This window comes from Kiloniellales bacterium, from assembly GCA_030064845.1.
Classification (GTDB): Bacteria; Pseudomonadota; Alphaproteobacteria; order Kiloniellales; family JAKSDN01; genus JASJEC01.
In genome coordinates, this window is the sequence record JASJEC010000095.1 from 1 (window position 1) to 11,881 (window position 11,881).

The following is an 11,881-nucleotide window of genomic DNA, read 5'->3' on the forward strand; positions in this document are numbered from 1 at the left end:
CCCTGGGCCAGGTGGCGGATTTCTCCAAGATCGAGGGTTGAGGTGGCACAAACGACGGTAACCACGGCCAAGTGGATCTACAGCTTCGGCGGGGGCGAGGCGGAGGGCGCCGCGAGCCTGCGCAATCTCCTCGGCGGGAAGGGGGCCAACCTGGCGGAAATGTCCTCGCTCGGCCTGCCGGTGCCGCCCGGTTTCACGATCACAACCGAGGCCTGCACCCACTACTACGACAACGGCAAGGCGCTGCCGCCCGGCCTAAAAAAACAGTTCGAGGCGGCGCTCGGCGCCATGGAGAAGCTGGTCGGCGCGCGCTTCGGCGACCAGAAGAATCCGCTGCTCGTCTCGGTGCGCTCGGGCGCGCGGGTCTCCATGCCCGGCATGATGGACACGGTGCTGAACCTCGGCCTCAACGACCAGACGGTCGAAGGCCTGGCTAGGCATTCCGGTGACGGGCGCTTCGCCTACGACAGCTACCGCCGCTTCATCCAGATGTTCGGCGACGTCGTGCTCGGTGTCGACCACCACGGCTTCGAGGAGATCGTCGACCTGCACAAGGAGGACCGGGGCGTCACCCTGGATACCGATCTCTCCGCCGAGGACTGGCAGGCCGTGATCGTCGAATACAAGAAGCGGATCGAGGAGGAGACCGGCGAGCCCTTCCCCCAGGATCCGCGGGAGCAGGTCTGGGCCGCGATCGGCGCGGTCTTCGATTCCTGGATGAACCAGCGGGCGATCACCTACCGCCGGCTGCACGGCTACCCCTCCGACTGGGGCACGGCGGTGAACGTCCAGGCCATGGTGTTCGGCAACATGGGCGACGACTGCGCGACGGGCGTTGCCTTCACCCGGGATCCCTCGACCGGCGAGAACGCCTTCTATGGCGAGTATCTGATCAACGCCCAGGGCGAGGACGTCGTGGCCGGCATTCGCACGCCCCAGCACCTGACGGTCAGGGGCAAGGAGACCAACGGCTCGAGCCTCCCGGCGATGGAGGAGGTCATGCCGGCGCTGTTCGATCAGCTGCTCGACGTGCGCCGGCGGCTTGAGGCCCACTACTGCGACATGCAGGACATCGAGTTCACCGTGCAGAGCGGCAAGCTCTACATGCTGCAGACCCGCGCCGGCAAGAGAACCGCCGGGGCCGCCGTGCGGATTGCGGTCGATATGGCGCGCGAGGGACTGATCACGGAGGAGCAGGCGATCGAGCGGATCGATCCCAACGCCCTCGATCAGCTGCTGCACCCGACGCTGGACCCCAAGGCCGAGCGGCGGGTCATCGCCAAGGGGCTGCCGGCCTCGCCCGGCGCGGCCTCGGGCGAGATCGTCTTTTCCGCCGACCGGGCCGAGGACGCCGCCGCCTCGGGCAGGGCCGTCATCCTCTGCCGGATCGAGACCAGCCCGGAAGACATCCACGGCATGCACGCGGCCAAGGCGATCTTGACCACCCGGGGCGGCATGACCAGCCACGCGGCCGTGGTCGCCCGTGGCATGGGGCGCGCCTGCGTCGCGGGCGCCGGCGAGCTGCGGATCGACCTCAAGCTCGGGGTCATGCGGGTGCGCGACCTGGAGCTGCGTGAAGGCGACCTCATCACCATCGACGGCGGCGCCGGTGAAGTGATCCTGGGCGAGGTGCCGACCATCCAGCCGGAGCTCTCGGGCGATTTCGCGGTGCTGATGGAGTGGGCCGACAAGCACCGCTCCATGGGCGTGCGCGCCAACGCCGATACCCCGGTCGACGCGCGCCACGCCCTCGAGTTCGGGGCGGAGGGGATCGGCCTCTGCCGGACCGAGCACATGTTCTTCGAGGCCGAGCGGATCGTCGCGGTGCGCGAGATGATCCTGGCCAAGAACGAGAGCGAACGGCGGCACGCGCTCGACAAGATCCTGCCCATGCAGCGCCAGGACTTCGTCGAGATGTTCCAGATCATGAAGGGCATGCCGGTGACCGTCCGCCTGCTCGACCCGCCGCTCAACGAGTTCCTGCCCCACGGCGAGGCCGAACTGGCCGACGTGGCCGAGGCCGCCGGCGTCGATCTGGACGATCTCAGGGCCCGGGCGATCAAGCTGGATGAGGCCAACCCCATGCTCGGCCACCGGGGCTGCCGCCTGGCCATCACCTATCCGGAGATCTACGAGATGCAGGCGCGCGCGATCTTCGAAGCGGTCGCCGAGCTGGCCGAGGAGGGGCGCGGCACCATCGAGCCCGAGATCATGATCCCGCTGGTCGCGGTGCGCGAGGAGCTGGAGATCCTCAAGGCCCTGGTCGACCGCGTCGCCGAGCAGGTCAAGGCGGCGACCGGAGTGTCCTTCAGCTACCTGGTCGGCACCATGATCGAGCTGCCGCGCGCCGCCCTGCGCGCCGGCGAGATCGCCGAGACGGCGGAGTTCTTCAGCTTCGGCACCAACGACCTGACGCAGACCACCTTCGGGCTGTCGCGCGACGACGCGGCGGGCTTCCTGCCGGCCTACGAGGGGAAAGGCATCCTCGAGACCGATCCCTTCATGTCGATCGATGTCGAGGGCGTCGGCGAGCTGGTGCGGATCGGCGCCGAACGGGGCCGGGCCAAGCGGGCGGCGCTGAAGCTGGGCATCTGCGGCGAGCACGGCGGCGACCCGGCCTCGATCCGCTTCTGCCAGTCGGTTGGCCTCGACTACGTGTCCTGCTCGCCCTATCGGGTGCCGATCGCCCGGCTCGCGGCGGCGCAGGCGGCGCTTGCGCAGAGCAAGGACTGAAGCGGGCCCGACAGCGCCGAATTCACTGGCGGCATTGAACGCTCCTGGCCGATAATTTTTTCGTCGGGAAGGGCCGACGACCGATTTCAAACCACTCCGCTCCGGGTGTAAGCGGGCTAAAGGGCACCATGGCCACCACTCTGGGCTCCGGAGATTCCTATGCGCGGTCGCGGCGCGGCTACGCCATGGGCCTGATGGTGCTGAGCTCGGTCATCATCAGCTTCGGCGGGCTGATCGTGCGCAACATCCAGGCGGCGGACCCCTGGCAGATCAATTTCTATCGCGCCCTGGCCTTCATCACGGCGATCTTTCTCATCCTGCTGTGCCGCCACCGCCGCGAGACCGGCGCGCGCCTGCGCGCTATCGGGCGCAGCGGCCTCCTGGGCGGCGGGCTCCTCGCCGTCGCCGGCATCTGCTTCCTGCAGGCGCTGACCACCACGACCGTGGCCAACACGCTCTTCATACTGGGGGCCATCCCCTTCATCACGGCGGCGCTGGCCAGGATCGTCCTGGGCGAGGCCCTGGCCCGTGCCACGCTGGCCACCATGGTCGTCGCGGCGCTCGGCATCTTCGTGATGCTGGTCGAGGGCTTCGGTTTCGGCTCGCCCTACGGCAACGCCATGGCGCTGGTTACCGCGACCTGCTTTTCCGGCTTCGCCGTCATCGTGCGCCGCAAGCGGCAGGTCGACATGATGCCCGCCCTGATGGTCTCGGCCGTGATCATCGCCCTGGTTTCTGCCGCGGTCCGCTTCAACGACCTGGGAATCACCCTGCACGACCTGCTGCTCTGCGTGCTCTGGGGCGGTGTCATCTCGGGCTTGGCGAACGCCCTCTTCGTGGTGGCGACGCGGCATCTGGTCGCCGCCGAGGTGACCCTCTTCATGTTGCTCGAGTTCGCCCTCGGGCCGGTCTGGGTCTGGCTCTTCGTCGGCGAGGTGCCGACCCACTGGACAGTGCTGGGCGGCGCGCTGGTGATCTCGGCGGTCGCGGTTCGCGCGGGCGTCGAGCTGCGCGACCACCGCCGGGCGGCTTTCGCCGGGCGTTTCACATGACCCGCGGGCGGCGCTCGTCGTCCTGACCGTGCCGGTGCGGTAGGTTTGCCTCGGCGGCGGAAATCCGGGACCATCGCCGCCGTGATGGGGGAGCACGTCATGTTTCAGGATCTGCGCGGCAAGCGCGTCGTGGTGACGGCGGCGGCGACGGGGATCGGCCGCGCCACGGCCAGGGCCTTTCTCGAGGAAGGCGCCCGGGTCCACGTCTGCGATATCGACGAGGCGGGCCTGCGGGCCCTGGCGGAGAGCCTGCCGGACCTCGGCGCCACGCCGGCCGACGTCTCGGATCCGGCGGCGGTCGACCATCTCTTCGACCAGGCCGAGGCCGCGCTCGGCGGCCTCGATGTCCTGATCAACAACGCGGGCATCGCCGGGCCGACGGGTCCGGTCGAGGACCTCTCGATCGAGGACTGGCGCCGCACCATGGCGGTCAACCTGGACAGCCAGTTCCTCTGCGCCCGGCGGGCGGTTCCGCTGATGCGCGCGGCGGGCGGCGGCGCCATGGTCAACATCGCCTCGACCGCGGGCATCCTCGGCTATCCTCTGCGCACGCCCTATGCGGCCTCGAAGTGGGCCGTGGTCGGACTGACCAAGTCCCTGGCGCACGAGCTGGGGCCCGACGGCATAAGGGTCAACGCGATCTGTCCGGGCTCGGTTTCCGGTCCGCGCATGGACGGCGTGATCGCCGCCCAGGCTGAAGCGAGCGGAAGGACGGAGGAAGAGGTTCGCGAGGGCTACGCGCGCTCCTCGGCGCTCCGCACCTTCATCGACCCGGAGGATATCGCCCGCATGGCGCTCTTCGTCTGCTCGGACGCCGGTGCCAAGGTCAACGGCCAGGCCCTGGCCGTGGACGGCCTGGTCGACACCTGCGCGGTTTAGAAGGCCGGTGCCCAACCTGCGCCATCACCCTTCGACAAGCTCAGGGTGAGGGGGAGATGTTTCGAGCATTCACCCTCATCCGCGCGCAGCGCCGGGCTTCGCCCCCTGTCGAAGGATGACCGTGAACAAGAGCGCCAGTCTTTCTAAGCAGCCCGTTTAGGGCTTCGGCGGCGGCTCCTGGAACCGGACCCAGTCGGGCACGGCGACGCGCACCTTGGCCTCGCCCGCGCTGAGATCGTCCTCGAGGCTCTCCAGGCGCAGCAGGGCCATGCCCAGGCCGTCCACGGTCGAGCGCAGCACGCCGACCTCGCGGCTCCCGCTAAGGATCGCCGTCCCCGGCTCGGGCGAGGCCCCCTCGATCTCGACCGGGAGCAGGCGCTTCTTGATCAGGGCGCGGTACTTCGTGCGCGCGGTCAGCTCCTGCCCCAGGTAGCAGCCCTTCTGCCAGTCGACCCCGGAGAGCTCGTCGAAGCCGGCCTCGAGCAGGATCGTGCGCTCGACTTCCAGGTCGCGGCTGCCGTCGGGCAGGCCCAGCGGGATCCGCCGCCTGTCGTAGTCGGCCAGGGTCGCTTGCGAGAAACCGGCCTCGCGCAGGCAAGCCTCGGCCTCGGCGCGCGGCAGGACCGCGCGGGCGCCCAGGCCCGCGTGGCGCGGGTCCACCGCGACCGGTCCGGCGCCGAAGCGGCCCGCCCGGCCCGGCTCCGCCGGCAGGCCGAGCGGGTCGAGGGCGTCGGCGCCGAACAGGGCCAGGACCGCTTGGCTGTCGCGCAGGTCCTCGAGCGCGACCTTGGACCGCAGCTTGTACATGGAGAGGCGCCGCTTCAGGTCGTCGAGCCTGGCCGCCTCGCAGTCGATCAGGAACGCGCCGTCCGCGTCCTCGCCGTCCTCGAAGATCGTGAACTCGTGCAGGAATTTGCCCTGGGCCGTCAGGAAGGCGGACCAGATCGCCCGCTCGCCCGTCACCTTCTCGATGTCGTTGGAGATCAGCCCCTGGAGGAAGGCGCGCCGGTGCGGGCCGCCGACGCGCAGCACGCCGCGGCTCTCCAGGATCAAGGCCCGCTTCTGGTCGCTCATCACCGCTCCCGGCTTGGTCATTGTTTCGCCGCACAGAATTGGTCACGATGAAACCACTTGGCAAGCCCGCACTGGGCGGGTGCCACGGGGGAGGGTGCTTGCAGTGGCCGAGGGCTACGATCTGATCGTCAAGGGCGGGACGCTAGTCACGCCGGCTGGAACCGCGCCGGGCGACGTGGCGGTGAAGGACGGCCGTGTCGCGGCCCTGGGCGCGCTCGACGCCGGCCGGACCGAGCAGGTGCTCGAAGCCGGGGGGCTCCACGTCCTGCCCGGCGTGATCGACAGCCAGGTGCATTTCCGCGAGCCGGGCCTGGAGCACAAGGAAGACCTGGCGAGCGGCAGCGCGGCGGCGGCGCTGGGCGGCGTCACCGCGTTCTTCGAGATGCCCAACACCAAGCCCAGCACGCTCGATGCCGCGGACCTGGAGACCAAGCTGAGCCTGGCGCGGGGCCGGGCCTGGACCGACCACGCCTTCTTCATGGGGGCGGCCGACGAGAACGCCGACAAGCTGGGCGAACTGGAGCGGCTGCCCGGCTGCTGCGGCGTCAAGATCTTCATGGGTTCCTCGACCGGCAGTCTCCTGGTCGAGGACGACGAGACCCTGCTCGAGGTGCTGCGCCACGGCACGCGGCGCGTGGCGATCCACGCCGAGGACGAGGGCCGCCTGCGCGAGCGCCTCGCCCTGGTGCGCGGCGGCGCGGCGGTCGACCAGCACCCGGTCTGGCGCGACGAGGAGACCGCCCTCAAGGCGACGCGCCGCCTGCTGGCGCTGGCGCGCAAGGCCGGGCGGCGGGTCCACGTGCTGCACATCAGCACCGCTGACGAGATGCCGCTCCTGGCGCAGAACAAGGACCTGGCGACCGTGGAGGTGACGCCCCAGCACCTGACGTTGGCGGCGCCCGAGTGCTACGAGCGTCTGGGCACCCTGGCCCAGATGAACCCGCCGATCCGCGAGGCGCGCCACCGCGAGGGCCTCTGGGCGGCGCTCGACCAGGGCATCGTCGACGTGATCGGCTCGGACCACGCGCCCCACACCCGCGAGGAGAAGGCCGGCGACTACCCGGCGACGCCCTCGGGCATGCCGGGCGTCCAGACCCTGCTGCCGCTCATGCTCGACCACGTCAATGCCGGCCGCCTCAGCCTGCGGCGGCTGGTCGACCTGACCAGCGCCGGCCCGCAGCGGATCTTCGGCATCGCGGGCAAGGGCCGTCTGGCGGTCGGCTACGACGGCGACCTGACCCTGGTCGACCTCGGCGCGCGGCGCGAGATCACCGCCGACTGGCTGGCGGCCAAGTGCGGCTGGTCGCCCTTTGAGGGCATGACCGTGACCGGCTGGCCCATGGCGACCGTCATCCGCGGCCGCATCGTCATGCGCGACGGCGCGCTGCAGGGCGAGCCGGCCGGCCGGCCGGTGCGCTTTGTCGAGACTCTGGGCGCGGCAGAATAGCGGCTCGCCGTTTGCCTGGCCGACACCGACTGCGCGGAGCACGACATGGCAGGGGATGGGCCGATCTTGCGGGTTTTCGAGGTTCGAACCAGAGAGGGCTGCGCCGATCGGCTACTGGAGAATTTCGCCACGAAATCGGCAGATGTCGTGCGAGGCAAGCCAGGCAACCTGGGGCATTTCTTCGGTCGATGCGTCCAGGGCGGCGGCAACGTCGTCGTCTTCGTCTCCGTGTGGGCCAACCTGGATGCCGTGAAGGCCCGCTTCGGGCAGGACTGGCAGAGCTCGTTTCTGCCCGCCGGGTACGAGGACCTGATCGAGGAATGCTCGGTTCGCCATTTCGATGTCGGCTCGGGCTGGCACGTGCGGGATCTGTCACGCGATAGCTTCGAATAGTCCGGGCTCAAGTCGTTTTCGACCTCGTTCAGCCGCCGAGCAGCGCGGAGGCCACCAGCAGCAGGCCGACGAGAGCGGCGGCGCCGGCGACCAGCAGGACGATCCCGGCGGCCATGTCCTTGACCACCTTGATCTCCGGGTGCTGCTCCGGGTGGACCCGGTCGATCAGTGCCTCGAGGGTCGAGTTGAGCATTTCTGCGGCCAGGACGAGCGCGATCACGAGGAAGGTGAGCGCCCACCACAGGAGGGCCGGGCGCAGGACGATGAGGAGCGCGACGGCGGCGGCGGCGCAGCCCGCCTCGCGGCGGAAATTGCTCTCGCGCCGCCAGACGGCGGCGATGCCGGCAAAGGCGGCGCGGAACTTCTCGGGAAGCGGCCGGTTCTTGTAGCCGGCTGGCTCCTGGGGGCGAGGGGTCTCCGGCATGGCGATCTTCGGTGACGGTGCCGTGGGGCGTGGCGCAAGTCTAGCAGACCTCGCAACCCCGCCGCGGTCAGGTTTCGATGACGTAGATCGACGCGTCGAGATCGCCGTCGAGGGTGCACACCAGCGTGACCACCCGCCGGTAGCCCTCGCCTTCGAAGGCGTCGAGGCGCGGCCAGTGGGCGGGCAGGTCCGGCGACTCGAACAGGTGGACTTCGATAGCATGCCCCAGGGGATCGAGGATCAATCCGGGAAAGCCGAGCTTGGCACCCCATCCGGCCTCGACCAGCCTGCCCGTGACCGTGCCCTGCCGCCAGAATCCCCCAAGGTCCGCCAGGTGGTGATTGTTGACGCGGCCCGGCGCGAGGGTTCCGTAGGTCGCAAGACGCGTCTCGGCCAGTATCATCGCATTCGCCATCTCGATCTGCCGCCGTTGCGCAAAGGACCCGCGTGGCCTCCGATCGCGGGTCATTACGCTGCGTTCAAGGTGTAGGAGAACCTGTTCTCTCGGTTCCGGGCAAGAGCGAGGATGCAGGCTTCAGATCGATTTCGTGAGCAGCACCCAGCGCTCTCCGGCATGCCGCCAGCCTTCCTTGACCATGGGCCGGTCTGCGATCCGCCGGTAGCCGCAGTTGCCGTAGAGCCGCTGGGCGCCACTGTTGGCGTCGGACACGATGATGCTGAGCCCGCGCTTGCCCGTGTCGCGGGCCAGACGCTCGGCGATGGCCAGGAGGCGCGTCCCGTAGCCCTGTCCCCGGACTTCGGGATAGCTTGCGAGCACGTTGAGGTACCAGGTGCCGGGCGCTGAGTGCTCGAGCTCCTCCAGCGGCACGAACATGGCGGGCGTGTTCTCGTAGTCAATCGGTTCCAGCCGGTCCGCGAGCGGATAGCCGATGAGGCAGGAGACGACGCGCCCGCCGCTCTCCGCGACGACCGCGTTCTTGAAGGAGAAGCCGCCAGCTTCGCGTTTGGCGCGTTGCCGCCCGACGTCCCATGCCGTTTCGCCGGCCTCGGCCATCTTTTCCCAGAGGTAGAAGGGCAGGCCTTCGCCCGCGAAGTTGATCAGCTCGGTCAAGGCCTCCGCGTCATCGGGACCGGCGCGACGGAACGGTTCTTCCAGGTCGATCATCCCCGAGCCCCCGCGTCCGCCGTAAGCAGGCATGTTTCCTGTGACCTCTTCATCGCCGACGCCTTAGGCAGGCGCGTCCCCTGGCTTGTTTATCAGAAGATCTTCGTTATGGATCGAGGGGAAGTGCTCGCGGCCCAGATACTTGAAATATTCATCCAGGTACGGAAGGGGCCCGTCGCAGGCAATCGAGACGCACAAGACCTCTCCGTCGGCATTGCGCAGCTTGTCCAGTCGCCCGCTATCCTTGGCTTTTTGAAGGTGCTGCAAGAGCCCTGACAAGACCAGCCCGGAGCTCGGGCCGACGAGTAGGCCCAAACGGCTCATCTCCATACTCAAGCGATAGGACTCGGCGGTTTCGGCCTCTTCGACACTGTCCAGATGGGCGCGCCAGTCGAACCCGACGAGTTTCAAGAGCTTTTCAGTACGGGGCCCGGGCACGTAGTTGTCCGGCGCGCGCATTACCCCGACGACCGGAAGATCGGGACGCTGCTTCTTGAGATACATCGACGTGCCGATCAGTGTGCCCGTCGTCCCCAAGCTGGAGCAGAACAAGCTCAGCTTGCCGTCGGTCTGATCCCAGATCTGCGGACCGGTCCATTTCTCGTGGGCCTTCGGATTGTCGAGGTTGTCATACTGGCCGGGATTCCAGGTGTCCGCGGCCTGTCCATCGCGCTTGGCCTTGTTGATGCCGCTTCGTGGATCGCCTTCTTCCGGATTGGCGGGCTCTTGGTTCACGATCGGCTCGATCCCGTAGAAAAGCAGCATGAGCAGCTTGTTCCACGAAATCTCGGCAGGGACGTAGGAAGAGGTCCGCGGCACACCGAAGTGGCGCGCCACCAGCGCCAGTGAGGATACCGTGTTGCCGGAAGAGTTCTCGATCAGCCGCCCAACGGTCGCCAGGTCCCCGCGCGCCGCCTCCTCGGCAACCATGTTATAGGCCGGCACGGCTTTCACGTTCCCGAGCGGGAGCAGGTTCATCATCTTGGCTTGAATACGCACCCCCTCATCGAGAAAGGGGTTCAGGCTCGCGGGCAGCTCGACCAGCGGGACATAAGGCAACTTGCCGGGGTCCAGAAAGTCCTTGATGGCGTCTGGACCGCTGAACACGTTCTTCGGTGACTGCATCGGGCCCCTTCGCGGCAGTTCGTCTTGCCGACCGCTCATCGATGTACGAAGAGTGAGACCTCTTCGAAGTAAGCCTCGCTCCTCGAAATCGCGACGCCGTCGTTCATGCGGTTGTCGGCGCGTCTTCGCCCTTTCGGTTACGGCAGCGCGACGGCCTCTACATCCTGACGCTTCTCCCGGTCGAGCGGCAAGAACGTCACCTCGTCAAGTTCCCCGAAGTCGATCGCGTTCAGATCGACCATACGCACGCGCCGGTTGTGCATGGTGTGATAGTAGAGCTTGAGGTTCTTGGTGTCGATCGCCGTCGTCCAGAGCGTGGCCGAGCGCATGCCGCCCACATCGCCCCCAAGCTCCGAGCCCTCGGCCGCGCCAAGCGGAACGTTGAAGTTGTCGAGGATCCGGAAGAGCTCATAGATCGTCTCTTGGCCTGTCTCGGTCGGTCGGGCCGTCTTGGCGAACGCAACCGCGCGGATGAAACGCGAGGGCGGCGTGAAGTCGCCCGGCAAGCCGATCATGCCGCTGCCCGCGCCGAGCGGCGAGAACTCGAGCTCGTCGACGTTCTTTGTCGGGATCGCCACCGCCGATAGGTTCACATAGTTCCGAAGATTGGTCATGTGCCAGTCATAGCTCGGCGAGTTGGTGATCACGCCGAGTGGCGCGTCGAAGATGGTGAGGGCGCCGTCGAGATACTCGATCACGGTGGCCTGCCCGCTCGCATCGGTCACGATGAAGTGCACGGGCGGCGGGAAACCGAGGGCATCCTCGACCACCGGTACGACGCGGACCTCGGCCATCCCAGCGCGGGTCTCCTCCGTCGTCGCGAACTGACTGAGGATGTAGTTGGCGACGTCGACCGGCCCGAGCGAACGGTCGCGCATCCCGGACTTGAAGGGCTGATAGCTGGCAAAGCCCGGATGATAAAACACCCCGACCGCAAGGCCCTGTTCGTTGATCCCGTCCAGCGCCACGGGTTTCTCAAGCCCGTCGATCGCGACGAAGCCGTGCCTGGATTCCCAGGTCATGCCCGGCTCGCCATCTTCCATCGTCGCGCTCATGGCCTGGCCGCGCGGCACGATCATGATCCGCGAGTTGAGGTCGAACGACCCCCATTCGAGCGTGCGCCCGTAAACCACCGCGCCATCTTCCGCGGTCAATGTGATCCCTGTGCAGGGAACGGCGGGGGTCGAAAGGAGTGCGACCATGGCCGAAGAGAAAATGAGTGTGCGTAGCGTGCTTGAAACGTTCATGCGGGATCCCCGGAACGCGGTTTCCATGAGTCCATACCTGGCGCCGGATACGACCAAGCGACCGGTGCGACAGTAGGTTCGTCAAACCGGCGTGTCATCACAAAGAGATGACACCGCGTCGCCGCGCTCCCGAAGTGGCCGAGAGCCGCGGTTCCGGCCTTTGCCGGCGCGATCGCACTGGGGCTCGCCGCTGCGCGCCCGGCCCGGATACGGGTCGCGGATCGCAATCAGGAAAACCGCCAGCGTCGCCGGCTGGGCCGGCCGCCGCAGCGGCGGCCATGGATGCGTTTTCGTGATTTTCCGGGGGCGGGCACTGCCCAAAAAGCTAAGACGGCCTTCCTTCCAGCTACCTTATTCTCATCACTGGAGGAAGCGACCGTC

Annotated in this window: 11 protein-coding genes; 5 read left to right on the plus strand and 6 right to left on the minus strand. The window is 67.9% G+C overall.

Features of this window, described 5'->3' with window-relative positions; all coding sequences use genetic code 11:
• Positions 1-42: 42 nt before the first annotated feature.
• The 3 genes from ppdK (at position 43) to QNJ67_22360 (ending at position 4,664) form a co-directional block, all read left to right on the plus strand.
• Complete coding sequence (gene ppdK / locus QNJ67_22350) at positions 43-2,733, plus strand: pyruvate, phosphate dikinase (GenBank protein ID MDJ0611730.1); 2,691 nt, start codon at positions 43-45, stop codon at positions 2,731-2,733.
• A 128-nt stretch (positions 2,734-2,861) separates the two neighbouring features.
• Positions 2,862-3,785, plus strand: coding sequence for a DMT family transporter (locus QNJ67_22355; protein ID MDJ0611731.1), 924 nt, complete (start codon positions 2,862-2,864; stop codon positions 3,783-3,785).
• A gap of 99 nt (positions 3,786-3,884) precedes the next feature.
• A complete protein-coding gene (locus QNJ67_22360) occupies positions 3,885-4,664 on the plus strand; it encodes an SDR family oxidoreductase (GenBank protein ID MDJ0611732.1) in 780 nt (259 codons plus the stop codon).
• Positions 4,665-4,820: 156 nt separating this feature from the next.
• Here the strand turns inward: QNJ67_22360 and QNJ67_22365 are convergent, their stop codons facing one another.
• On the minus strand, positions 4,821-5,738 hold the full coding sequence (locus QNJ67_22365) for a folate-binding protein (protein MDJ0611733.1): 918 nt from the start codon (positions 5,736-5,738) through the stop codon (positions 4,821-4,823).
• A gap of 103 nt (positions 5,739-5,841) precedes the next feature.
• On the opposite strand from QNJ67_22365, the gene QNJ67_22370 reads away from it, so the two are divergent.
• Positions 5,842-7,185, plus strand: a complete 1,344-nt coding sequence (locus QNJ67_22370; protein ID MDJ0611734.1) for a dihydroorotase — start codon at positions 5,842-5,844, stop codon at positions 7,183-7,185.
• Positions 7,186-7,230: 45 nt separating this feature from the next.
• The gene (locus QNJ67_22375) at positions 7,231-7,578 is read left to right on the plus strand and encodes an antibiotic biosynthesis monooxygenase (protein ID MDJ0611735.1); all 348 of its coding nucleotides are present in this window, start codon (positions 7,231-7,233) and stop codon (positions 7,576-7,578) included.
• 28 nt (positions 7,579-7,606) lie between these two features.
• Here QNJ67_22375 and QNJ67_22380 read toward each other — a convergent pair whose 3' ends face one another.
• The 5 genes from QNJ67_22380 to QNJ67_22400 all read right to left on the minus strand — a co-directional run bounded on the left by QNJ67_22380 (position 7,607) and on the right by QNJ67_22400 (position 11,527).
• The gene (locus tag QNJ67_22380; protein ID MDJ0611736.1) at positions 7,607-8,002 is read right to left on the minus strand and encodes a diacylglycerol kinase; all 396 of its coding nucleotides are present in this window, start codon (positions 8,000-8,002) and stop codon (positions 7,607-7,609) included.
• Positions 8,003-8,069: 67 nt separating this feature from the next.
• Positions 8,070-8,417, minus strand: coding sequence for a gamma-glutamylcyclotransferase (locus QNJ67_22385; protein ID MDJ0611737.1), 348 nt, complete (start codon positions 8,415-8,417; stop codon positions 8,070-8,072).
• Between the two features lie 120 nt (positions 8,418-8,537).
• Positions 8,538-9,128, minus strand: a complete 591-nt coding sequence (locus QNJ67_22390; GenBank protein ID MDJ0611738.1) for a GNAT family N-acetyltransferase — start codon at positions 9,126-9,128, stop codon at positions 8,538-8,540.
• 63 nt (positions 9,129-9,191) lie between these two features.
• A complete protein-coding gene (locus QNJ67_22395) occupies positions 9,192-10,253 on the minus strand; it encodes a pyridoxal-phosphate dependent enzyme (GenBank protein MDJ0611739.1) in 1,062 nt (353 codons plus the stop codon).
• Positions 10,254-10,390: 137 nt separating this feature from the next.
• A complete protein-coding gene (locus QNJ67_22400; GenBank protein MDJ0611740.1) occupies positions 10,391-11,527 on the minus strand; it encodes a choloylglycine hydrolase family protein in 1,137 nt (378 codons plus the stop codon).
• Positions 11,528-11,881: the final 354 nt, after the last annotated feature.